This window comes from Streptomyces sp. NPDC058691 (assembly GCF_042714775.1).
Taxonomy (GTDB): Bacteria; Actinomycetota; Actinomycetes; order Streptomycetales; family Streptomycetaceae; genus Actinacidiphila.
Window position 1 is genome coordinate 69,404 of sequence record NZ_JBHXSO010000033.1, and the last position, 25,757, is coordinate 95,160.

Genomic DNA, 25,757 nt, shown 5'->3' on the forward strand with positions numbered 1-25,757 from the left:
CCGGCCGCCGGTCACCCGGCCCCTGCGATCCAGTCGCCCTCGTCCCCCGGCTCGGGCAGGATGCGGCCTCCCTCGGCGGCGAACCGGGCAGGGCTGTCCTTGATGATCACGAGGATGCGCGACTCCGGGACGCCGGTCACCCTGCTGCCCGCGGCCGAGATGCCCGTGGCCAGTTGTGTCTTCTCCGGGTCCGCGTGGCCTGCCCGTGTGGTCGCCTCGATCAGAAGGGGATGTGAGGGAGCCGAATCCGTGAAGACGCTGTCTTCCGGCAGTTCGGCGAACGTCACGTGCACGAAGGAGGTGGGCGCCCCGGTGATCGACGCGTGGAGACGCGTGATCTCCGCCGCCAACTCGGCCTTCTGCTCTGCCGAGACCGTGTTCTGTGTGGTGACCACGTGGTAGACGGGCATGGACGGCTCCGATCCCCGTGCGATTCCCGTACCAACACCGTAGGCCGCCGCCGCACTCGGCGCAGGTCGACGGTGCCCGGCTCCCGGATCGCCTCCGGCCCGCCCGCCGGGTCAGTCGACGGCGACCGGGACCGCGTCGTGGTGGCGGCCCATGGGGATCACCAGCGGGGTCCCGCTCACCGGGTCGGTCGTGATCTGGCAGCGCAGGTCGAAGACGTCCTCGACGATGGCGGCGGTGACGACCTCGGCCGGCGGTCCCTCGGCGGCGATCCGCCCGGACTTCATGGCGATGACATGGTCGGCGTACCGGCAGGCCTGGTTGAGGTCGTGCAGGACCATGACGACGGTGCGGCCCTCACGGCGGTTGAGGTCCGTGATGAGGTCGAGGACGTCGACCTGGTGGGCGAGGTCGAGATAGGTGGTCGGTTCGTCCAGGAGCAGCACGGGAGTGCCCTGGGCGACCGCCATGGCGATCCAGGCGCGCTGGCGCTGGCCGCCGGACAGCTCGTCGACCGCGCGGTCGGCCAGTTCGGTCATGCCGGTCGCCGCCAGGGCCTCGTGGACGGCGAGTTCGTCCGCCTTCGACCACTGCCGCCACCAGTTCTGGTGCGGTGAACGGCCGCGGCTGACCAGGTCGAAGACGGTCAGCCCCTCGGGCGCGACCGGGGTCTGCGGCAGGATGCCGAGGCGCTGGGCCAGTTCGCGGGTGGGCAGCGAGCGCAGGGCGCGGCCGTCGAGCTCGACGGTGCCCTGGCGGGGGGCGAGCAGGCGGGCCAGGGCGCGCAGCAAGGTGGACTTGCCGCAGGCGTTGGCGCCGACGATCGCGGTGATGCGGCCGGAGGGTATGACGATGTCGAGGTCCTCGACGACGAGCCGCTGGTCGTAGGCCAGGTGCAGCCCGCGTGCCCGCAGCTCGGGCTCCGGGGCCGAGGCCGGGGCCGGAACCGGTGCGGGGTCGGTGGTCACCATGTGTTCAGCCTCCTGAGCCGACGCGGTTGGCGCGGATGAGCAGCCAGAGCAGGACCGGCGCGCCGATGACGCCGGTGACGATGCCGACCGGGAGTTCCGTGCCGGGGATCGCTTCACGCGCGATGAGGTCGGAGCCCAGCACGACCAGCGCCCCGGTCAGTCCGGAGGCGACCAGGGGCGGCCACGCCGTGCCGGCCATCCGCTGGGCGATCTGCGGGGCGGCCAGCGCGACGAACGCGACCGGGCCGGCCGCGGCCGTACCGAAGGCGATCAGCCCGACGCCGACGAGCAGCAGGGCGAGCCGTACCGGCTGCACGGGGGTGCCGAGCCCCGCCGCCACGTCGTCGCCGAGTTGGAGGGTGCGCATCCAGCGGCCCATGCCGAGGGCGAGCGGCACGAGCACGGCCATCGCGACGGCGAGGAGGTCCACCTGCTCCCAGGTGCGGCCGTTGAGGTTGCCGACCAGCCAGCCGAGGGCGGCCTGGGCCTCGAACCGCTCGCCGCGGGCGACGAGGTAGTCGGTGGCGCTGGTGCAGATCCAGGAGATGCCGATGCCGACGAGGATGATGCGGTACCCGGTGGCACCGCCCTTCCAGGCCAGTGCGTACACCAGGAGCGCGGTGACCAGCGCGCCGAGCAGGCCGAGGCCCTGGGTGCCGAGGCCCCCGTCCCAGCCGAGCACGATGCCCGCCACCACGGCGGTCCCGGCACCCTCGGTGAGACCGATCATGTCGGGGCTGGCCAGCGGGTTGCGGGTCATGGTCTGGTACAGCGCGCCGGAGATGCCGAAGGCGATGCCGACGAGCAGCCCGGTGAGCGCACGCGGCAGCCGCAACTCCCGTACGACCAGGACCGTTCCGGGGTCACCGGCGCCGGTGAGGGCCTTGACCACGTCGGTGAGCCCGATCGGGTAGTCGCCGAGGGACACGCCCCAGCAGAACAGCAGGAAGACCCCGACGGCCAGGGCGGCACACAGGACGACCAGCCGGGGCCGCAGCACGCCGGAGACCGGCGGAGCCGTGAGCCGGTAGGGCCGGCGGCCGCGGAGGGGGGCGAGGGCGGTCATGCTCAGACCTCCGCGAGTTTGCGCCGGCGGACCAGGGCGATGAAGAACGGGCCGCCGATGAAGGCGACGAGCACCCCGGCCTGGATCTCGGTGGGCCGTGCCGCGATCCGGCCGATGATGTCGGCGGTGAGCAGCAGGACCGGTGCGAGCGCCGCCGAAAGCGGCAGCAGCCAGCGGTGGTCGGGCCCGATGCCCGCGTACTGGGCGAGCACCCGGGCGACATGCGGCACCACCAGGCCGAGGAACACCACCGGGCCGATCACCGCGACCGCGGCGCCAGTCAGCAGCATGACGGCGGTGACGCCCTGAAGCCGTACCAGGCCGAGCCGGCGGCCGAGGGAGGCGGCCACGTCCTCGCCGAGTGCCAGGCTGTTGAGGGCCGGTGCGGCGGCGAGCGCGAGCAGCGCCCCGAGCACGAGGAACGGCGCGATGGCGCGGACGACGGACCCGTCCTGGTCGGCGAGGCTGCCGGCGGACCAGAAGCGGTAGCGGTCCAGGGCGTCGGGGTCGGTGAGGACGATCGCGTTGGTGAGCGAGAACAGCAGGAAGGTGACGGCCACTCCGGCCAGCGCCAGCTTCACCGGGGTCGCGCCGGACCGTCCCGTCCTGCCGAGCAGGAAGACCAGGACGCTGGTGGCGAGGGCACCGGCGAAGGCGAACCAGATGTAGCCGTACAGCGATCCCGCCCCGAAGACGGCGACGGCGACGACGATCCCGAAGGACGCGCCGGCGCTGACGCCGAGGACGCCGGGGTCGGCGAGCGGGTTGCGGGTGAGGGCCTGCATGAGCGCGCCGGACAGCCCGAGCGCGGCGCCCGCGGTCAGGCCGAGGACGGTGCGCGGGACGCGGACCGTCCAGACGATGTTGTCCACGAGCCGGCTCGGGGGGTGGCCGAACAACGACCGGACCACCTGGTCCGGCGGGACGTCCACGGCCCCGAGACCGATCGACAGCAGGCAGAGCCCGGTCAGCACGGCGACGAGCAGGACGACGAGCAGGACTGGACGCAGTCCCCTGCGCGCGGTCACCGGCCAGGCTCCACAGCCACCATCCTTAGGTTAGGCAGGCCTTAACTGTACCCCTGCGAGCTGTGCGGTTCCGCCACGCCGATGGGGCTATCAAGTTAGGTAATGCTTACCTTAATATGGCGACCGGTCACGGCTCGGCCGAGTCGGTTCCGCATGTAAGGGGAGGCACGGGCACCTGTGTCGGGTAACGAAGAACTGACGGCGACGGCAAGGGAATTCTGGCGAGGGCGGCTGATTCCGCTCGCACAGGAGACCGTTCTCCCCGTCGATCTCCCGTATCCGCAGCGGCCCTGCGGCCCCGCCCTGGTCCGCTCCCGTGCCCTGCCCGGCCCCGTTCCGGGCGAGGCGGTACTGCTCGCCGCGTACGCCGCCCTCCTGCACCACTACGGGAACGGCGCCGGCGAAGTCGTCCTCGCCCACGACGGGCTGCCGCTGCGGGTCGCCCTGACCGCGGACACCACCTTCGCCGGGCTCACCGCCCAGGTCGCCGACGCCGCGGAACAGGCCCGTGCCCACCGCGTGCCCGTCCCCGCCCTCGCCGCGGAACTCGGCGCCGCCCCGACCCGCGGCGGTGGCCGGATCTGCAACACCGGTCTCGCCGCGGGCGACTGGGCCGGCGGCCCGCTCGACCTGGAACTGCGGGTGACGCCGGGCGAGGTCCACGCCGCGTACCGACCCGACCTGTTCGAGGCCGCCACCGTCGACCGGATCCTCGGCCACTACGCGACGCTGGTCGCGGACGCCGGCGCGCACCCGGACCGCGCCGTCGGCGCACTGGAGCTGCTGGACGCGGCGGAACGCCACCGCGTGCTCCACGAGTGGAACGACACCGCCCACGAGGTGCCGCTCGCGACCTGGCCCGCGATGTTCGCCGAGCAGGTCCGCGCCCGGCCCGGCGAGACCGCCCTGGTCTTCGAGGACGTCCGCCTGACCTACGCCGAACTCGACGCGCGCGCCAACCGCCTGGCCCACGCCCTGATCGCGCGGGGCGCGGGGCCCGAGGCCGTGGTGGCGCTGGCCGTGCCGCGCTCGGCGGAGCTGATCGTCGCCGAGGTGGCGGTGCTCAAGTCGGGTGCCGCCTATCTGCCGGTCGACACCGACTACCCGGCCGACCGCGTCGCCTACATGCTCGCCGACGCCGCGCCGGTCTGTGTGGTCACCACCTCCGAGGTGGCCGGTGAACTGCCGGACGAGGTGCCCGCACTGGTGCTGGACGACCCGGCCACCGAGGCCGAACTCGACGCCCTGCCCACGACCGGCCCCGACCTCGGCGGGCGTCTGTCCGTCGCCAGCGCCGCGTACGTCATCTACACCTCGGGCTCCACCGGCCGTCCCAAGGGCGTCGTACTCTCGCACGCCGGCGTGGCGAAACTCGTCGCCACCCAGAGCGAGCGCTTCGGCATCGGCCCGCACAGCCGGGTGCTGCAGTTCGCCTCCCCCAGCTTCGACGTCGCCTTCTGGGACCTGTGCCTCGGCCTGCTCTCCGGCGGGCAGTTGGTCGTCGTGCCCTCGCACCGGCGCGTCCCGGGCGCGCCGCTGGCCGACTACGCGAACGCCCACGGCATCACCTTCATGATCCTGCCGCCGGCGCTGCTCGCCGCCATGCCGGAGGACGTCCACCTGCCCGCGGAGGCGACGCTGCTCGCCGGCACCGAGCGGGTCTCCCCCGAGCTGGTCGGCCGCTACGCGCGCGGCCGCATGATGTTCAACGCCTACGGCCCGACCGAGGCGACCACCAACTCCACGCTGGGCCTGTGCGACCCCGACACCCCGCCCGGCACCATCGTGCCCATCGGCGTGCCCGACCCCGGCACCCGGGCGTACGTGCTCGACGGCCGGCTGCGGCCCGTTCCGGCAGGCGTCGCGGGAGAGCTCTACCTCGGCGGCGCCGGGCTCGCCCGCGGTTACCTCGGGCGGCCCGACCTGACGGCCGAACGCTTCGTCGCCGACCCCTTCGGCGCGCCGGGCGAACGCCTCTACCGCACCGGCGACCTGGTGCGCTGGAAGGCCGACGGGCGGCTGGAGTTCCTCGGCCGCGTCGACAGCCAGGTCAAGATCCGCGGCTTCCGCATCGAGCCGGGCGAGATCGAGTCCGTGCTGCGCTCCCACCCCGCCGTCGCGCAGGCCGCCGTCGTCGTGCGCGAGGACCGGCCCGGCGACCGGCGTCTGGCCGCCTACGTCGTGCCCTCGCTCGACGGCGACGCCGAGGTCGCGGAGTGGAAGGACCTGCACGAACTGCTCTACGCCGCGGCGGGCTCCGAGGGTTTCCGGGAGAACTTCGCGGGCTGGAACAGCATGTACGACGGGCTGCCCATCCCGCTGGCCGACATGCGCGAGTGGCGGGCCGCCACCGTCGAGCGCATCGCCGCGCTGGAGCCGCGACGGGTGCTGGAGATCGGCGTCGGCAGCGGCCTGCTGCTCTCCCGGCTGGCACCCGGCTGCGAGGCCTACTGGGGCACCGACGTCTCCGAGGAGGCCGTCGCCGCACTGCGCGAGCAGATCCGCGGCGTGCCGGAACTCGCCGGGCGCGTCGAGCTGTCGGCACGCCCCGCGCACGACACCGCCGGGCTGCCCGAGGGGTGGTTCGACACCGTCGTCGTCAACTCCGTCGCCCAGTACTTCCCGGGCGCGGACTACCTGGAGGACGTGCTCCGCAAGGCCGCGACGCTCCTCGCGCCCGGCGGTGCCCTCTTCGTCGGCGACATCCGCAACCTGCGGCTGCTGCGCACCCTGCGGGCCGCGGTGGAGAGCCGCCGCGGCTCCGGCGACGGGACCGCCGACGCCGCCGACGCCGCCGACAAGGAGGCGCTGCTCGCCGCCGTCGACCGGTCGGTGGCGTGGGAGGGCGAACTCCTCGTCGACCCCGACTGGTTCGCGGGCCTCGACGGCTTCGCCGCCGACGTGCGGATCAAGCGGGGCACGCACCACAACGAGCTGACCCGCTACCGCTACGACGTCGTGCTGCGCCCGGCCGGCACCGCGGTGGACCCGGACGCGGGTGACGAGATCGCATGGGCCGCGCTCGGCACGCTCGATGCGCTGGACGCCCGGCTCGCCGCGCGCCCTGACCGGCTGCGCGTCACGGCGGTGCCCAACGCCCGGCTGGCCGAGGACCTCGACGCGCTCGCGCTCCTGGACGACAGCAGCCGCCCCGGCGCCGACGGGGCCGGCGGCGTCGATCCCGAGTCGCTGCACGAACTCGCCGCACGGCACAGCCTGTCCGCCGCCCTCACCTGGACCGGCGACGCCGAGGACGGCAGCGTCGACGCCGTCTTCACCTCCGGCGACGCGGCCCCGGGGCCGCTGTACCGGCCCGGCGGCGGACGGCCGCTCGCCAACCACCCCGCCCCGTTCCGCGATGTCTCCGCGCTGATGCGGACGCTGCGCGCGCACGCCGCCGAGTTCCTGCCGGAGTACATGGTCCCCGCGGCCCTCGTTCCGCTGGACCGGCTCCCGGTGACGCCGAGCGGCAAGCTCGACGGCGCCGCCCTGCCCGTGCCCGACTACGCCGCGCTCAGCTCCGGCCGCGCCCCGCGCGACGCCCGCGAGGAACTGCTGTGCGCCCTGTACGCGCGGGCCCTCGGCGTGCGCTCGGTCACGATCGACGACGACTTCTTCGCGCTCGGCGGCGACAGCATCGTGGCGATCCAGCTGCTCGTGCTCGCCCGCGGCGCGGGCCTGCGGCTCACCCCGCGCGACGTCTTCCGGCACCGCACCGTCGCCGCGCTCGCCGAGGTCGCCCAGGAGGGCGGCCCGAACGACGCCACTACGGACGAGCAGGACACGCCCCTGCTGTCCCTGACGGACGCCGAACTCAGTGCCCTGCGCGGCGACCTCACGGTCACCGTCGACGAGGTGCTGCCCCTCGGCCCGCTGCAGGAGGGCTTCTTCTTCCACGCCCTCGTCGACGGCGCCGACCACGACGCCTATGTCGTGCAGCAGGCCGTGGAGCTGTCCGGCCCGGTCGACGGCGCCGCCCTGCGCCGCGCCATGGAGCGGCTCCTGGAGCGGCATGCCCCGCTGCGTGCCTGCTTCCGGCAGCTCGGCGACGGGCGCCCGGTCCAGGTCGTCGTCCAGGCCCCCCAACTGCCGTGGCGCGAGGTGGACCTGTCCGCGCAGGAGGACGGCGTGCGCCGTGGCCTCGCGGACGCCGTCGCCGCCGACGAGCGGGCGCGTCCCTTCGACCTCGCCCGCCCGCCGCTGCTGCGCTGCGCGCTGGTCCGGCTCGAAGAGGGCCGCAGCCGACTGCTGCTGACGTTCCATCACATCGTCGCGGACGGCTGGTCGCTGCCGGTGCTGCACCGCGAGCTGATGGCCCTCTACGCGCCCGACCCGGCGCCGCTCCCCGAGGTCCCCGCCTACCGGACCTACCTGCGCCGTATCGCCACCGCCGACCGGGACGCCGCCCGCGCCGCGTGGCGGTCGGCCCTGGCCGGGCTCGACGGGGCGACGCGCCTGGTGGACGTCCCCGCCGACGGCGGACCGGTCGAGCCCGCGCAGATCCGCGTGGAGCTGTCCGAGCGGGTCACCGCCCGCCTCGCCGCCCGCGCGCGCGAACTCGGGGTGACCCTGGGCACCGTCGTGCAGGGCGCCTGGGGTCTGCTGCTGGGCCGGCTGACCGGACAGCAGGACGTCGTCTTCGGCACCACCGTCTCGGGACGCGACGTCGCCGTCGACGGCATCGCCTCCATGGTCGGCCTGTTCATCAACACCCTGCCGACCCGGCTGGCCTGGGACCCGTCGGTGAGTCTGGGCGCGCTGCTGCGCCGTCTGCAGGACGAGCAGAGCGCGCTGCTGGACCACCAGCACCTCGGCCTCGCGGAGATCCAGCGGGCCGCCGGGCACGCGGGTGGCGGCGAACTCTTCGACACCCTCGTGGTCTTCGAGAACTACCCCGCCGAGACCGGCCTGGCCGACCCCTCGGGCGCCGTGCGCGTCACCGGCCACGCCTTCCACGACACCGTGCACTATCCGCTGGCGCTCATCGTGAAGCCCGGCCGCCGCATGGACCTGCGGCTCAAGCACCACGCGCGCAGGATCGACGCCGACGCCGTCCGCGCCCTCGCGGGCCGGCTCACGCTGCTGCTGGAGGCGATCGCCGACGACCCCGGGCGCCCCGTGGTCTCCGTCGACCTGCTCACCGCACACGAGCGGGACGCGGCCCACCTCGAAGGCGCCGCCCACGAGATCCCCGCCACCACGCTTCCCGCCGCCTTCGCGGCGCAGGCCGCCCGCACCCCCGGCGCCACCGCCGTCGTGTACGGGGCGACGACCCTGACGTACGCCGAACTCGACGCGCGCGCCGAGGCGCTGGCCGCGCGGCTGCGCGCACGCGGCGCCGGGCCGGAGCGCTTCGTCGCCGTCGCCGTTCCGCGTTCCGCGGAGCTGGTGGTCGCGCTGCTCGGCGTCCTGAAGTCCGGCGCGGCCTACTTGCCCGTCGACCTGGCCTACCCCGCCGACCGCGTGGCCCTCATGCTCGCCGACTCGGGCGCGACAACCGTCGTGACCACCGCGGCCGACGCCGCGCGGCTCCCCGTGGTGGACGGCCTGGCCCCGCTGCTGATCGACGCCCCCGCCGAGGACGGCCCCGCGCCCGTCGCGGGCGAGGCGGCCGGCCCTGACCACCCCGCGTACCTGATCTACACCTCCGGCTCCACCGGCCGGCCCAAGGGCGTCGTCGTCACCCACCGGGCCATCGTCAACCGCCTGGCGTGGATGCAGGGCGAGTACGGCCTGACGGCCGGGGACCGCGTCCTGCAGAAGACGCCGTCCAGCTTCGACGTCAGTGTGTGGGAGTTCTTCTGGCCGCTGTGCGAGGGCGCCGCCGTCGTCCTCGCCCGTCCCGACGGGCACCGCGACCCCGCGTACCTCGCCGGGCTCGTCCGCGAACAGGGCGTCACCACCCTGCACTTCGTCCCCTCCATGCTGGAGGCGTTCCTGAGCGCGCCGGAGGTGACCGCCGACCCGTCGTGGGCGGCGAGCCTGCGCCGCGTCCTCAGCAGCGGCGAGGCCCTGCCCGGCGGGGCCGCCGCGCGCTGGCAGGCGCTGACCGGCGTGCCGCTGCACAACCTCTACGGGCCCACCGAGGCCGCCGTCGACGTCACGTACCACCCGTTCGACGGCTCCCCCGGCACCACCGTGCCCATCGGGCGACCGGTGTGGAACACGGGACTGCGGGTGCTGGACGCGGGCCTTCGCCCGGTGCCGGACGGAGTGCCCGGCGAGCTGTACCTGACCGGTGTGCAGCTCGCCCGCGGCTACCACCGCCGCGCCGCGCTGACCGCCGAGCGCTTCGTCGCCGACCCGTACGGCCGGCCCGGCGAGCGGATGTACCGCACCGGCGACCTGGTACGCCGTCGTGCCGATGGCATCGTGGAGTACCTGGGCCGCACCGACCGCCAGGTCAAGCTGCGCGGCAACCGCATCGAGCCCGGCGAGACCGAGGCCGCCCTCGTCCGGCTGCCGGAGGTCGCCCAGGCCGCGGTGACCGTCCGCGAGCAGCGCCTCGTGGCGTACGTCGTCGCGGACCGGGGCGCCCGGCCCGACACCGGCGCGCTGCGCGCCGCCGTGGCCGAGGTGCTGCCCGCGCCGCTCGTCCCGGACGCCTTCGTGGTCCTGGACGCGCTGCCGCTCACGCCCAGCGGCAAGCTGGACCGGGCCGCGCTGCCCGCGCCGGAGGTGGAGCGTGCCGCCGCGCGCGCACCGCGCACCGACCGGGAGCGGACGCTGACGGAGGTCTTCGCGGCCGTGCTCGGCCTGGCCGACGCCGGACCGGACGACGACTTCTTCCTCCTCGGCGGCGACAGCATCAGCTCGATCGGCGTGGCCAGCCGGGCCCGCGCGGCCGGCCTGGAGCTGAGCCCGCGCGATGTGTTCGAGCACCGCACCCCGGCGGCGCTCGCCCTGGCCGCCCGCACCGGAGCCGTGGCCGCGGAGCGCACCGGGCCCGTCCGCCCCGACCTGACGCCGGAGGAGACCGCGCGCCTGCACGGGCTCGCCGGCGGGGCGCCGGCCGAGATCTGGCCGCTCGCCCCGCTCCAGGAGGGCCTGTTCTTCCACTCCGCGTACGACGACGGCGCCCTGGACGTCTACACCGTCCACGAGTCCTTCGACTTCGCCGAGCGCCTGGACGAGGACCGGCTGCGGGCCGCCGCCCGCACCCTGCTCGCCCGCAACCCCGGGCTGCGCGCCGGGTTCACCAGTGACGGGCTGCGCCAGCCGGTGCAGTTCATCGTCGAGGCGCCCGAAGTGCCGCTGGAGACGGTGGACCTGTCCGGGCTGCCCGCCGCCGAGCAGGACGCACGGCTCCGCGCGCTGATGGACGAGGAGCGCACCCGCCGCTTCGACCTCGCCGCGCCGCCCCTGTTCCGCATGCTGCTCGTACGGCGCGGCGCCGAGCGCGGCGACCGCCTCGTGATCGGCCGCCACCTGATCCTGTGGGACGGCTGGTCCGCGTGGCTCTTCCTCGACCAGCTCTTCGCCCTCTACGCGACGGGCGGCGACGACATCGGCCTCCCGCGACCCGGCTCGTACGGGGACTACCTGGCCTGGCTGGACACCCAGGACGACACCGCGGCCACCGCCGCCTGGCGCGCCGCCCTCGCCGGCCTGGAGGAGCCCACCCTGCTGGCCCCGGCCGTCGCCGACGCGGGACTCGAACCCGTCATCCCGGAACAGCTCGACGCGCTGCTCCCGGCGGCGCTCGGCGACTCGCTGCGCGAGCGGGCCCGGGCGCACGGCCTCACCCTCAACACGGTGCTCAACGCCGCCTGGGGTCTCACCCTGGCCTCGGCGACCGGCCGCACCGACGTCGTCTTCGGCACCACCGTCGCGGGCCGCCCGACCGAAGTGCCGGACGTGGGACACGTCATCGGCATGTTCCTCAACACCGTGCCCGCCCGGGTCGCCCTGCGTCCCGCCGAGTCCGTACTCGGCCTGCTGCGGCGGATCCAGGGCGAGCGGCTGGAGCTGATGCCGTACGAGTACCTGGGCCTCGGTGTGCTGCAGTCCGAGACCGGGCACCGCAGGCTGTTCGACACGCTCTTCGTGCTGCGCAACAACGACACCGAGGAGCGGCTGGAGCGGCTGCGCGCCGAGCACGGCGCCACCGCCGTCGCCAACGTCGACGCGACCCACTACCCCGTCAACCTGATCGTGACCCCGGGTCGGCGCGTCCTGGTCACCCTGGCGCACCGCCCCGACGTCATCCCGCACGAGGCCGCCCGCGCGCTGCTGGACCGCTTCACCCTGCTGCTGGGGCACATGGCGGAGGACCTGTCCGCGCCCGTCGGCGGGCTCGACCCGCTGCTGCCCGCCGAACACGCCGCGCTGGAGCGGGAGTGGGCCGGCAGCCGGGTGCCGGAGCCGACCGAGACGATCGCGGACCTGCTCGCCGCGCAGGCCGCCCGCACCCCGGACGCCACCGCCCTCGTCTTCGGCGACCGCGCCCTCAGCTACGCCGAGCTGGACGCCGCCGTGAACCGCACGGCCCGGCTGCTGCTCGCCCGCGGCGCGGGGCCGGAGAAGGTCGTGGCCCTGGGTCTGCCGCGCTCCCTGGACATGGTGGTGGCGCTGTTCGCGGTGCTGCGCACCGGTTCGGCCTACCTGCCGCTGGAGCTGGACCACCCGGCCGACCGGCTGTCCCTGATGCTGGAGGACGCCCGGCCGCTCCTCCTGCTCAGCAACGCCGCCGTGTCGGCCACGTTGGACTCCGCCACTGCGCGCGTGCTCCTGGACGACCCCGCCGTGGCCGCCGAACTCGCGGAGCTGTCCGACGCTCCGGTGACCGCGCGCTTCAGCCTGGAGCACCCCGCGTACGTCATCTACACCTCGGGCTCCACGGGCCGCCCCAAGGGCGTCGTCACCCCCTACCGGGGCCTGACGAACATGCAGCTCAACCACCAGAAGGAGATCTTCGCCCCGGCGATCGCCTCGGCGGGCGGGCGGCGGCTGCGGGTCGCGCACACCGTCTCCTTCGCCTTCGACATGTCGTGGGAGGAACTGCTGTGGCTGGTGGAGGGCCACGAAGTGCACATCTGCGACGAGGAGTTGCGGCGTGACGCGGAGGCCCTGACCGCCTACTGCGAGCGGCACCGCATCGACGTCGTCAACGTCACCCCGACCTACGCCCGCCTCCTCATCGAGGAAGGTCTGCTGGAGGGGCACGTCCCGCCGCTGGTGCTGCTCGGCGGCGAGGCCGTCCCCGAGACGGTCTGGGCGCGGCTGCGCGACACCGAGGGGACGTACGGCTACAACCTGTACGGCCCGACCGAGTACACCATCAACACCCTCGGAGGCGGCACCCACGACAGCGCCGCACCCACCGTCGGCCGCCCGATTCGCGGCACCCGCGCGCACATCCTCGACGCCTGGCTGCGGCCGGTGCCGGACGGCGTGCCCGGCGAGCTGTACATCGCGGGCGTCGGCCTGGCCCGCGGCTACCTGGACCGGCCGGGTCTGACCGCCGAGCGGTTCGTCGCCGACCCCTTCGGCGAGCCCGGCGAGCGGATGTACCGCACCGGCGACCTCGTACGCCGGGGCGCCGAGGGCAACCTCGACTTCCTCGGGCGCACCGACGACCAGGTCAAGATCCGCGGCTACCGCGTCGAGCCGGGCGAGATCGAGACCGCCCTCAGCCGCCACCCGCGCGTCTCCCAGGCCGCCGTCGTCGTCCGCGACGACCGGCTGATCGGCTACGTCGTGCCGACCCCCGCCGACCCCGCCGAGCGCGAGTCCGCCGAGCGCGCCCAGGTCGGCGAGTGGCAGGAGATCTACTCCGACGAGTACGAGGAGATCTCCACCGCCGTCTTCACCGAGGAGTACGCGGGCTGGGACAGCTCCTACGACGGGCAGCCCATCCCCTTCGAGGACATGCACGAGTGGCGCGAGGCCACCCTCGCCCGCATCCGCGAACTGCGGCCCCGCCGCGTCCTGGAGATCGGCGTCGGCTCCGGCCTGCTGCTGTCCCGCCTGGCGCCGGACGCCGAGGCGTACTGGGCGACGGACTTCGCCGCCCCCGTCATCCGCAAGATCGGCGAGGAGCTGCGGCGGGACCCGGAGCTGGCCGCCAAGGTGGAGCTGCGCTGCCGGCCCGCCGACGATCTGGAGGGGCTGCCCACCGGGTACTTCGACACGATCGTCATCAACTCCGTCGTCCAGTACTTCCCGAGCGTGGCCTACCTGGAGTCGGTCGTCCGCGGCGCCATGGAACTGCTCGCCCCCGGCGGCGCGCTCTTCGTCGGCGACGTGCGCAACCTGCGGCTCGCCCGCACCTTCCACACCGAGATCCAGCGTGCTCGCGGCACGGACCCGGCGGAGTTCGAGCGGTCCGTGGACCGCGCCCTGCGGCTGGAGAAGGAGCTCCTGGTCGACCCGGACTTCTTCGCCGCCCTCGGCTACGGCCTCGACCTGCGCACCAAGCGCGGCCTGCACCACAACGAGCTGACCCGGCACCGCTACGACGCGGTGCTCTACCAGGGCGAGCCCGCGGTGCGGCTGGGCGACGGGCCGGAGATCGCCTGGTCGCCCGCCCTTCCCGAGCGCCTGCGTGAGCAGCGCCCGGAGCGGCTGCGCGTCACCGCGATCCCGGACGGGCGGGTCACGCCCGGCGGCGTCGATCCCGAGACCCTGCACGACCTGGGCGCCGGGCTCGGCTACCGGGTGCTGACCACGTGGTCCGCGGAAGCGGGCGCCTACGAGGCCGTGTTCGTCCCCGGCGACACCACCGGGACGACCGGGACCACCGCCGGGCTGTACCGGCCGGGCGGCGGCACCGCCCCGTACGCCAACGACCCGGCGGCGGGCCGCGACGCGAGCGCGCTGGTGCGGGTGCTGCGCGAGGACCTGAAGCGGGAACTGCCCGAGTACATGGTCCCGGCGGCCTTCGTGACGCTCGACCGGCTGCCGATGAACGCCAACGGCAAGCTGGACGTGCGGGCGCTGCCGGACGCCGAACCGGCCGTGGCCCTCGGCGGCGGACGCGGCCCGCGCACCCCGCAGGAGGAGGTGCTGTGCCGGCTCTTCGCCGAGGTGCTGAGCCTGCCGTCGGTGGGCGCCGAGGACGACTTCTTCGACCTGGGCGGTCATTCGCTGCTGGCCACCCGCCTGGTGAGCCGGGCCCGTACGGAGCTGGGCGCCGAACTGGCCATCCGCGACCTCTTCGAGGCCCCGACGCCCGCGCAGCTCGCGGGCCGGGCGGACGCCGGCCGGCCCGCGCGCCCCGCGCTCACCGCGGCACCCGAACGTCCCGCACGCGTCCCGCTGTCCGCGGCGCAGCGCAGGCTGTGGCTGGTGGAACGCCTCACCGGCGGCGGCGCCGCGTACAACTTCCCGCTGGTCTTCCGGCTGCGCGGCGCTCTCGACCGCGAGGCGCTGCGGGAGGCCCTGCACGACGTGGCGGCGCGGCACGAGGCGCTGCGCACCCTCGTCGGCGAGCAGGACGGTGAGCCGTTCCAGCGGATCGTCCCGGCGGGCGACGCCCGGCCGGAGTTCACGGTCGCCGACGCCACCGAGACCGGCCTGCCCGGACTGATCGAGGCGGCGCAGCGCCGCCCGTTCGACCTGGCGGAGCAACTGCCGCTGCGCGGCGAGGTGTTCGCGGTCGGGCCGGACGACCACGTGGTGGCCGTCGTCCTGCACCACATCACCACCGACGAGTGGTCCGACCGCCCGTTCATGGCCGATCTGACGGCCGCGTACACCTCCCGCGCCGCGGGCTCGGCTCCGTCCTGGCAGCCGCTGCCCGTGCAGTACGCGGACTACACGCTGTGGCAGGAGCGGCTGCTCGACACCGTCGGCGCGGCGCAGGCCGGGTACTGGACGGAGCGGCTGCGCGACCTGCCCGAGGAGCTGACGCTGCCGCTGGACCGGCTGCGTCCCGCGGCGCCCACCGGCGCGGGCGCGGTCGTGCGGAGCGAGGTCCCCGCCGGCCTCGGCCGGGAGCTGCGGCAGCTGTCCGCCGCGACGGGCACCAGCATGTTCATGCTGTTCCAGGCCGCCACCGCCGCGCTGCTGCACCGGCTGGGCGCGGGCGACGACGTGCCGCTCGGCGCGCCCATCGCGGGCCGCACCGACGCCGGCCTCGACGACCTCGTCGGCTTCTTCGTCAACACCCTTGTGCTGCGTACCGACCTGTCCGGCGATGACCTGACGTTCCGTCAACTGCTTTCCCGGGTCCGTGAGTCCGCGCTGGAGGCGTTCGAGCACCAGGACGTGCCCTTCGACCGGGTCGTGGAGGCGGTGAACCCGCCGCGCGCGGCGGGCCGCAACCCGCTCTTCCAGGTGATGCTGGGCTACCACCACCGCCCCGACGGCGATCCCGACGTGTTCGGCCTGCCGACCGAGTGGTTCGACATGGACACCGGCACGGCCAAGTTCGACCTCGACTTCACCTTCGTCGACCACGGTGAGGCGAGGCCGCTGGCCCTGCTGCTGGAGTACGCGACCGACCTCGCCGACGAGGGCACCGCCGCGCTGCTCGTGGACCGGCTGGTACTGCTGCTGCGGCAGGCCGCCGCGCACCCGGACCGCCCGCTGTCCGAGTTCGACCTGCTGACGGCCGCCGAGCACGAGGCCGCCGAGGGAGTCTGGAACGCCACCGCGTACCCCGTCGAGACCCGCGCCGTACCGGAGATCTTCGCCGACACCGTACGAGCGCACCCGGACCGGACCGCGCTGGTGACCTCCGAGGGCGCGCTGACCTTCGGCGAACTGGGTGCCCGCGTCGACGCCGTCGCCACCCTGCTGCGCCGGCACGGCGCGGGCGAGGGCACCGTGGTGGGCCTGGCCCTCCCCCGGCACGCCATGGTCCCGGCGATCCTGGGCGTGCTCGCCTCCGGCTCCGCCTATCTGCCGCTCGACCCGGCACTCCCGGCCGAGCGGCTGGAGTTCATGCTCCGTGACGCGGGCCCGGTGTGCCTGCTGACCACCGCGGAACTGGCCGAACGGCTCCCGGCGGCACCGGGCGTCGAACGGCTGCTGATGGACGGCCCGCCGGCCGGGGGGCAGGAGTTCGTGCGCCCGGCCGCGTACCCCGCCCTGGGCGCCGCGTACACGATCTACACCTCCGGCTCCACCGGCACCCCCAAGGGCGTCATCGGCACCCACCGGGGACTGTCGAACCTCTTCGGCGCCCATCTGCGCGACATGATCGAGCCGGCGGTCCTGGCCGCCGGCCGGGAGGTCCTGAAGGCCGCGCACACCGCCTCGTTCAGCTTCGACGCCTCCTGGGACCCGCTGCTGTGGCTGCTGGCCGGCCACGAACTGCACGTCGTGGACGAGACGACGATGACCGACCCGGCCGCGCTCCTCGCGCACCTGGCGGGGACCGGCACCGACTACGTCGATCTCACCCCGACCTACCTGGTCGAGCTGATGCACCACGGCTTCCTCGCGCCAGGCGGTCACGCCCCCGCCGTCCTCACCGTCGGCGGCGAGGCCACGCCGTCCGCCCTGTGGCGGCAGTTGGCCGGGCTGCCGGGCACCGCGGTGCACGACCTGTACGGCCCCACCGAGGCCTCCGTGGACGCCTACGGACGCCACGGCGGGGCCACGGAGTGGGCGGCGCCGGTGGACAACACGCGCGTGTACGTCCTGGACGCGCGGCTGCGCCCGACGCCGCCCGGCGTGCCCGGCGAGCTGTACCTCGCCGGCGCCGGCCTGGCCCGCGGCTACCTCGGCCGCCCGGACCTCACGGCGGAGCGCTTCGTCGCCGACCCCTTCGGGGAGCCGGGCGAGCGCATGTACCGCACGGGCGACCTGGCGCGTCGCCGGGCGGACCACACCCTGGAGTACCTGGGCCGTGCCGACGACCAGGTCAAGATCCGCGGCTTCCGCGTGGAGCCCGGCGAGATCGAGTCCGTCCTCACCGCGGACCCTGCCGTCTCCGCGGCGTCCGTCGTCGTCCGCGAGGACACCCCCGGCGTGCTCCGTCTCGTCGCGTACGTCGTGCCCGCCCCCGGCCGGAACGCCGACCCGGCGGTGCTGCGCGCCCGAGTCGCCGCCGCGCTGCCCGAGCACATGGTGCCCGCCGCCTTCGTCGGTCTCACGTCCCTGCCGCGTACCGTCAACGGCAAGCTGGACCGCGCCGCGCTGCCCGCACCCGACCTGTCCGCGGCCGTCGGCGGCCGGCTGCCCCGCACCCCGCGCGAAGAGGTCCTGTGCGAGCAGTTCGCCGCCGTGCTGGGCCTGGAACGGGTGGGCATCGACGACGACTTCTTCGTCCTCGGCGGCCACTCGCTGCTCGCGATGCGGCTGATCAGCCGGGTCCGCACCGTGTTCGGCGCCGAAGTGTCGCTGCGCGCCGTCTTCGACGCGCCGACCGTCGCCGGGCTCGCCGCCGTGCTCGACGGCCCCCGCGCCGCCGCCCGTCCGGCCCTGACCGCCGGGCGTGCCGTCCCGGAGCGGCTGCCGCTGTCCTCCGCCCAGCGGCGGCTGTGGCTGCTGCACCAGGTGGACGCCGCCGACCCCTCCTACAACCTCCCGACCGCCTGGCGCCTCACCGGCGCCCTGGACCGCGCCGCGCTGGAGGCGGCACTGAACGACCTCGTCGCCCGCCACGCCACCCTCCGCACGGTCTTCCCGGCCGTGGACGGCGTGCCGTACCAGCGGGTGCTGGAGCCGGAGCAGGCACGGGTGACGCTCGGCGCCGTCCCGGAGGACGAGCTGCCCCGGATCGCCGCGCGACCGTTCGACCTGGAGCGTGAACTCCCGCTGCGCGCCGCGCTGTCCGAGACCGGGCAGGACGAGAACGTGCTGCTCCTCGTCCTGCACCACATCGCCACCGACGAGTGGTCGGACCGGGCCCTGCTCTCCGACCTCGGCGCGGCCTACGCGGCGCGCGCCGCCGGCCGTGCCCCCGACTGGGCACCGCTGCCGGTCGGTTACTCCGACTACACCCTGTGGCAGCGGGAGCTGCTGGAGCGGTCCGGCGACGACCTGCTCGCCTACTGGACCGAGGCGCTGCGCGACCTGCCCGAGGAACTGGCGCTGCCCACCGACCGGCCGCGTCCCCTGGAGTCCTCGCACACCGGCGGCACCGTCGGCTTCACGATCAGGCCCGAGGCGGAGCGCGCCCTGCGCGCACTGGCGCGCCGCGAGGGCGCCAGCATGTTCATGGTCTCCCAGGCCGCCGTCGCCGCGCTGCTGCACCGGCTCGGCGCGGGCGACGACATCCCGCTCGGCGCGCCCGTCTCCGGGCGCGCGGACGAGCGTCTCGAGGGCCTGGTCGGCTTCTTCGTCAACTCCCTTGTGCTGCGCACCGACCTGTCCGGCGACCCCGGCTTCGCGGAGGTGCTGCGCCGCGTCCGGACGGCCGACCTGGCCGCGTACGAGCACCAGGACCTGCCCTTCGAACGCCTGGTGGAGGCCCTCAACCCGGCCCGCTCGCTCGCCAGGCACCCGCTCTTCCAGGTCATGGTCGTCCACCTCGCCGAGCGCGGCGGCACGCCCGTGCTGCCGGGCCTCACGGTCCGGCCGGTGCCGGCCGGCCAGGACACCGCCAAGTTCGACCTCAGCTTCGACTTCGTCGAGCAGGGCGAGGGCAACGGCATCCAGGGCTGGATCGAGTACAGCGCCGACCTCTTCGACCGCCCCACCGCCGAACTGCTGGCCCGGCGCGTGGAACGGCTGCTGGAGCAGGTCTCGGCCGAGCCGGAGCGGCCGGTCGCCCTCCTCGACGTGCTGGACGGGGAGGAACGCCTCCGGGTGCTGGAGCACTGGAACGCCACCGGTCACGCCGTGCCGGACCTCACCCTCCCGGAACTGTTCCGCGCCCAGGCCGTAGCCACCCCGTCCGCGACCGCCCTGACGGTCGAGGACGCCACGGTGACCTACGCCGAGCTGGACGCGCGCGTCGAACGCCTCGCCCACGTCCTCACGGGCGCCGGTGTCGGCCCGGAGTCCACCGTCGCCGTCGCGCTGCCGCGCTCGGCGGCCCTCGTCGTCACCCTGCTCGCGGTGCACCGCGCGGGCGGCGCCTATCTGCCGCTCGACACCGACTACCCGGCGGAGCGGCTGGCGTTCATGCTCGCCGACGCCCGCCCGGCGTGCGTGGTGACGGCGGACGGCGTGACCCTGCCGGACACCGACGCGCCGCTCCTGCTGGTCGACACCGACGGCACCCCGCCGGGGCAGGCCCCCACCGGTTCGCTCCCGCGGGCGTACGACCCGCGCCACCCCGCGTACGTCATCTACACCTCCGGCTCGACCGGCCGCCCCAAGGGCGTGGTCGTGCCGCAGGAGGGCATCGTCAACCGCCTGCTGTGGATGCAGGACGCCTACGGCCTCACCCCGGACGACCGCGTGCTGCAGAAGACGCCGTCGAGTTTCGACGTCTCCGTCTGGGAGTTCTTCTGGCCGCTCATCACCGGCGCGACACTCGTCGTGGCGCGCCCCGAGGGCCACAAGGACCCGGCCTACCTGGCCGCCCTGATCCAGCGGCGCGGTGTCACGACGGCGCACTTCGTGCCGTCGATGCTGCGGGCCTTCCTGGACGAGCCCGCCGCGGCGGGCTGCGCGAGCCTGCGCCGCGTCCTGTGCAGCGGCGAGGCACTGCCCGCGCCGCTGACGGTCCGCTTCCACCAGGTGCTGGGCGCGGCCGGGTTGCACAATCTCTACGGCCCCACGGAGGCGTCGGTCGACGTCACCGCCCATGAGGCCGCTCCCGGTGCGGCCGCCGTGCCGATCGGCCGGCCGGTGTGGAACACCCGCACCTATGTGCTCGACGCCGCGCTGCGCCCGGTGCCGCCGGGCGTGCCCGGCGAGTTGTACCTCGCCGGTGTCCAGCTGGCGCGCGGCTACCTCGGCCGCGCCGGGCTGACCGCCGAGCGCTTCGTCGCGGACCCGTACGGTCCGGCGGGGAGCCGCATGTACCGCACCGGCGATCTGGCGCGCTGGAGGAGCGGCGGGGAGCTGGAGTTCCTGGGCCGGGTGGACGACCAGGTCAAGCTGCGCGGTTTCCGCGTCGAACCGGGCGAGATCGAGAGCGTGCTGACCCACGGGGCGGGCCTCGCGCGGGCGGCCGTCGTGCTGCGCGACGAGCGCCTGGTGGCGTACGTCGTGCCCGCCCCCGGACAGGAGGCGGACGTGGCGGCCCTGCGCGCCCACGCGGCCACCGCACTGCCGGAGCACATGGTGCCCGCCGCCTTCGTCGTCCTGGACGCCCTGCCGCTCACGCCGAACGGCAAGCTGGACCGCGCGGCGCTGCCCGCGCCGGACTTCGCCGCCGAGGTCACCGCGACCGCGCCGCGCACCCCGCGCGAGGCGCGGATGTGCGAGCTGTTCGCCGCCGTCCTCGGCCTCGAACGCGTCGGTCCCGACGACGACTTCTTCCGGCTGGGCGGCGACAGCATCATCGCGATGCAACTCGTCGTCCGGGTCCGCGCCGCGGGTCTGACGATCACCCCGCGCGACGTCTTCCGGCACAAGACGCCGGCCGGCCTGGCCGCCGTCGCCATCGACACCGTGCGCCAGGACACCTCCGACGAGGCCGCGCTGCTGCCCGACCTCACCGACGCCGAACGCGCCGAACTCCCGGGCACCGGCGCGGCGGAACTGCTGCCGCTCTCGCCGCTCCAGTCGGGCCTGCTCTTCCACGCCTCCTTCGACAGCGGCGACCATGGCCCCGACGTCTACACCGTCCAGGTGTCGTACGACATCGAGGGCCCGGTCGACGCCGAGCGGCTGCGCGCCGCCGGGCAGGCACTGCTCGACCGGCACGAGAGCCTGCGCGCCGGCTTCCGCTACCTCTCCTCGGGCCGTCCCGTGGCCGTGGCGCCGCGCTCGGTGCCGCTGCCCTGGCGCCAGGTGAACGTCCCGGCCGGTGACGGGGAGTGGGAGCGCCTGCTGCTCCAGGAGCGGCGCCGCTTCGACCCGGCGGAACCGCCGCTGCTGCGGCTGCTGCTGGCCCGGACGGACGACGGCGGCCACCGCCTGGTGCTGTCGCACCAGCACCTGCTGCTCGACGGCTGGTCGGTGCCCCGCCTGATGGCGGAACTCGCCGCCCTCTACAACGGGAGCACTCCGCCCGCCACCGCCCCCTACCGCGACTACCTGCGCTGGCTGTCCCGGCAGGACACCGCGGCCTCCGCCGCCGCCTGGGCCGGGGCGCTGGACGGGCTGGAGGAGCCCACGCACCTGGTGCCCGCCGACGCCAACCGGGCGCCGGTCGTGCCCAGCACCCACACCGTCGAGGCCGACGAGCGGCTGACGGATGCGCTCGGCGCGCTCGCCCGGCGCCGCGGCCTGACCGTCAACACCCTGGTGCAGGCGGCTTGGGCGATCGTGCTGTCGCGGCTGACCGGCCGGGACGACGTGGTGTTCGGCGCGACGGTGGCCGGCCGGCCGCCGGAGCTGGACGGTGTCGAGTCGATGATCGGCCTGTTCATCAACACCGTGCCCGTCCGCGTACGGCTGCGCCCGCAGGAGCCGGTCGGGACCCTCCTGGACCGCCTGCAGGACGAGCAGTCACGGCTCCTCCCCCACCAGTACCTCGGTCTGGCGGACATCCAGCGCGGCGCCGGGCTCGGCGACCTCTTCGACACGCTGATGGTCTTCGAGTCCTACCCGGTCGCGGAGGACGCGGAGGGCGACGACGCGGCCCTGCGCCTGTCGGTGCGCGAGCACGAGGACTCCACGCACTACCCGTTCGCCTGGGCCGTCGAACCGGACGAACGCCTTCGCCTGACGGCCGAGTTCCGTCCCGACCTGTTCACCCCGGCCGCGGCCGCGCGCATCGCGTCGGCCATGGTCACCGTCCTGGAGGCGATGGCCGGCGACCCGGACACCGCCGTCGGGCGCCTCGACATCCTCGGCGACGCCGACCGGCGCATGCTGCTGGAGACCTGGAACGACACGGCTCTGCTCGCGCAGGCGCCGGACGCCACCGTCCCCGCCCTGTTCGCCGCGCAGGCCGCGGCGTCCCCGGACGCGGTCGCCGTCACCGACGCGACCGCGACGTGGACCTTCGCCGAACTCGCCGCCCGCACCGGTCGGCTCGCCCGGGTGCTGGCCGGCGCCGGCGCGGGACCCGAGGGGATCGTGGCGCTGGCGCTGCCGCGCACCGCCGACCACATCACGGCGATCCTGGCCGTGATGACGGCGGGCGCCGCCTATCTGCCCATCGACCCCGACCTGCCCGCCGACCGCGTGCTCGACATGCTGGCCGACGCGGCGCCGCGGCTGATCCTCACCACGGACGCCCTGGCCGGCTCCCTGCCGGACACCGACGTCCCGGTGCTGCGCCTGGACGCCCTCGGCGGTCTCCCGGAGGCGGCACCGCAGTCCCCGGCACCCGACCACCCGGCGTACGTCATCTACACCTCGGGCTCGACGGGCCGCCCCAAGGGCGTCGTCGTCACCCAGCGCAGCCTCGCCAACCTCTTCCACAGCCACCGCCACGACCTCCACGACCGCGCCAAGGAGCTGACCGGCCGCCGCCACCTGCGGGTCGGACACGCCTGGTCGTTCTCCTTCGACGCCTCCTGGCAGCCGCACCTGTGGCTGCTCGACGGGCACGCGCTGCACATCGTGGACGACGAGACGCGCCGCGACGCGGATCTCCTCGCCGCCCTGATCCGCGACGAGGGACTGGACTTCATCGAGGTGACCCCGTCGCTGCTGGCGCAGATGGCGGACGCGGGCCTGATCCGCGACGGCAACTGCCCGCTGGCGGTGGTCGGCGTCGGCGGCGAGGCCGTGCCGGACGCCCTCTGGTCGCGGCTGGCCGCGCTGGAGGCCACGGAGGCGTTCAACCTGTACGGGCCCACCGAGGCCACCGTGGACGCCCTCGTCGGCCGGGTGGCGGAGAGCGACCGCCCGGTCGTCGGCCGCGCGGTGCACAACACGCGGGCCTATGTCCTGGACGCCTCGCTGCGCCTGGTGCCGCCCGGCGTCACCGGCGAGCTGTACCTCTCCGGCGCGGGACTCGCCCGCGGCTATCTGGGCCGTCCGGACCTGACGGCCGAGCGCTTCGTCGCCGATCCGTACGGTCCGGCCGGCGCCCGGATGTACCGCACCGGCGACCTCGCGCGGTGGACGGATAACGGACAACTCGCATACGCCGGCCGCTCCGACGACCAGGTCAAGATCCGCGGCTACCGGGTCGAACTCGCCGAGGTCGAGGGCGCGCTCGCCGCACACGAGTCCGTCGCCCAGGTCGTCGTCACCGCCCGCGAGGACCGTCCGCGCGTCCGGCAGCTGGTCGGCTACGTCGTCCCCGCCGAGGGACACGCGGCCGACCCCGCCGCCCTGCGCGCCCACGCCGCGGCGACCCTGCCCGAGTACATGGTCCCGGCCGCCGTGGTCGTCCTGGACCGGCTGCCGCTGCTGTCCAACGGCAAGCTGAACCGAAAGGCGCTGCCCGCACCGGACTTCACCACCGGAACGGGCGGCCGCAAGCCGGCGAGCGACACCGAGCGCACCCTGTGCGGGATCGTCGCCGAGGTGCTGGGCCTGCCGGCGGAGGCCGTCGGCACCGACGACGACTTCTTCGCCCTGGGCGGCGACAGCATCGTCGCCATGCAGTTCGTCAGCCGCGCCCGTGCGACCGGGCTGCGGATCACCCCGCGCCAGGTGTTCCAGCTCCGGGACGTGGCCTCGCTCGCCGAAGCCGCGGTCCCGCTCGCCGGCGACGAGTTGATCCGTACGCACGACGACGGGACGGGCCTGGTTCCGCTCACCCCGATCATGCACGCCCTGCGCGAGCGCGGCGGCCCGATCTGGGGCTACCACCAGGCCGCCCTGCTGCAGACCCCGGCGGACATGGACGAGAAGGGGCTGCTGGCCGTCCTGCGGACCGTCGCCGACCGGCACGACATGCTGCGCGCCCGCCTGGAGCGCACGCGCACCGAGCCGTGCTCCACCGGCGGGAGCGGCGGGCCCCACGAAGAATGGGCGCTGCGGGTGCCCGCCCCGGGCACCGTGGACGTGGCGTCCTGGCTCGCCCGCGCCGACGTCGCCGGAGCGGACGACGCGGGGCTGCGCGAGGCGATCGCCGCCCACGCGGTCACCGCCCGGGCCGGACTCGACCCGGACACCGGTGACATGGTGCGCGCGGTGTGGTTCGACGCGGGGCCGGGACGGCCGGGCCGCCTGCTGCTGCTCGTCCACCACCTCGTGGTCGACGGCGTGACCTGGCGCATCCTGCTCCCCGACCTCGCGACGGCCTGGGAGGCCGTCGCGGCGGGCCGCACCCCGGAGCTGCCGCCGGTGGACATCTCCTTCCGCCGCTGGTCGGAGCTGCTGACCGCCCGCGCCCAGGACCCGGCCCGCGAGGACGAACTGCCCTGGTGGACCTCGGTTCTCGCGGACGGCGCGGGCCTGCCCCTGGCCCGGCCGCTGGACACGGCACGCGACACGGTGGAGAGCACCCGCTACCTGTCGCTGACCCTGCCCGCCGAGATCACCGAACCCCTGCTCGGCCGGGTCCCGGCCGCGTACGGGGCCAGCGTCAACGACGTGCTGCTGACCGCGTTCGCGCAGGCGGTCGCCGACTGGCGGACCCGCGTACTCGGCGCGGAGCCCGGCAGCGCGGTCCTGGTCGACCTCGAAGGCCACGGCCGCGAGGAGGAACTGGCCGGCAACGCCGACCTCTCCCGCACCATCGGCTGGTTCACCAGCGTCGTCCCGGTCCGCCTGGACCCGGGCGCCGCGGGGCTCGACCCGGAGGAGGCCGTCGCCCGCGTCCGCGAGCACCTGACCGCCCTCCCGGCAGCGGGCGTCGGCCACGGGCTGCTCCGCCACCTCAACCCGGTGACGGGGCCCGAGCTGGCCCGACTGGCCGAACCGCAGATCGAGTTCAACTACATGGGCCGCTTCGACGTCCCCGAGGCCGCCGACTGGTCGTACGCGCCCGAGGGCGACGCCGCGGACCTCGACGCCGACCCCGGGATGCCCATGTCCCACGCCCTCACCCTCAACGCCCTGACCGAGGACCGCCCCGGCGGCCCCGAGCTGGGCGCCCACTGGGCCTACGCCGGCGGACTCCTCACCGAGGAGGCCGTCCGGGATCTGGCACAGACCTGGTTCCGGGCCCTTCAGGCCCTGGTCACACGGAAGGAATCCACCCGATGAGCAGCAACCCCTTCGAGAACCCCGACGGCGTCTACTCCGTCCTGGTCAACACCGAGGGCCAGCACAGCCTGTGGCCCGACTTCGTCGACGTCCCCGCGGGCTGGACGGTCGCCCACGGCCCGGCCGGCCGCCACGAGTGCCTGGAGTACGTCGAGACCCACTGGACGGACCTGCGCCCGAAGAGCCTCGTCGAGGGAGCCTGACCGGGAAGCACGG

General features: G+C 74.8%; 6 protein-coding genes. 2 read left to right on the plus strand and 4 right to left on the minus strand.

Going from position 1 to position 25,757, the window contains the following annotated elements; translation table 11 throughout:
• Window positions 1-11 precede the first annotated feature (11 nt).
• The 4 genes from ACFWVC_RS23390 to ACFWVC_RS23405 form a co-directional block, all read right to left on the minus strand.
• Window positions 12-410, minus strand: a complete 399-nt coding sequence (locus ACFWVC_RS23390; RefSeq protein WP_384289268.1) for a tautomerase family protein — start codon at window positions 408-410, stop codon at window positions 12-14.
• Between the two features lie 111 nt (window positions 411-521).
• The gene (locus ACFWVC_RS23395) at window positions 522-1,379 is read right to left on the minus strand and encodes an ABC transporter ATP-binding protein (protein ID WP_384289273.1); all 858 of its coding nucleotides are present in this window, start codon (window positions 1,377-1,379) and stop codon (window positions 522-524) included.
• 4 nt (window positions 1,380-1,383) lie between these two features.
• Entirely contained in the window at window positions 1,384-2,445 is a 1,062-nt protein-coding gene (locus ACFWVC_RS23400; RefSeq protein ID WP_384289277.1) for a FecCD family ABC transporter permease, read from the minus strand.
• A gap of 2 nt (window positions 2,446-2,447) precedes the next feature.
• On the minus strand, window positions 2,448-3,473 hold the full coding sequence (locus ACFWVC_RS23405) for a FecCD family ABC transporter permease (protein ID WP_384289282.1): 1,026 nt from the start codon (window positions 3,471-3,473) through the stop codon (window positions 2,448-2,450).
• A gap of 177 nt (window positions 3,474-3,650) precedes the next feature.
• Between ACFWVC_RS23405 and ACFWVC_RS23410 the strand changes: the two genes are divergently transcribed.
• Together ACFWVC_RS23410 and ACFWVC_RS23415 are read left to right on the plus strand one after the other, a co-directional pair.
• Window positions 3,651-25,541, plus strand: coding sequence for a non-ribosomal peptide synthase/polyketide synthase (locus ACFWVC_RS23410; protein ID WP_384289286.1), 21,891 nt, complete (start codon window positions 3,651-3,653; stop codon window positions 25,539-25,541).
• Entirely contained in the window at window positions 25,538-25,744 is a 207-nt protein-coding gene (locus tag ACFWVC_RS23415) for an MbtH family protein (RefSeq protein WP_384289290.1), read from the plus strand. The genes ACFWVC_RS23410 and ACFWVC_RS23415 overlap by 4 nt, the downstream gene beginning before the upstream one ends.
• Window positions 25,745-25,757 lie beyond the last annotated feature (13 nt).

What these genes read in the sequence shown, in the direction of transcription:
- ACFWVC_RS23390 (WP_384289268.1), bottom strand. Translation starts at nt 410, where the DNA reads ATGCCCGTCTACCACGTGGTCACCACACAGAACACGGTCTCGGCAGAG.
- ACFWVC_RS23395 (WP_384289273.1), bottom strand. Translation starts at nt 1,379, where the DNA reads ATGGTGACCACCGACCCCGCACCGGTTCCGGCCCCGGCCTCGGCCCCG.
- ACFWVC_RS23400 (WP_384289277.1), bottom strand. Translation starts at nt 2,445, where the DNA reads ATGACCGCCCTCGCCCCCCTCCGCGGCCGCCGGCCCTACCGGCTCACG.
- ACFWVC_RS23415 (WP_384289290.1), top strand. Translation starts at nt 25,538, where the DNA reads ATGAGCAGCAACCCCTTCGAGAACCCCGACGGCGTCTACTCCGTCCTG.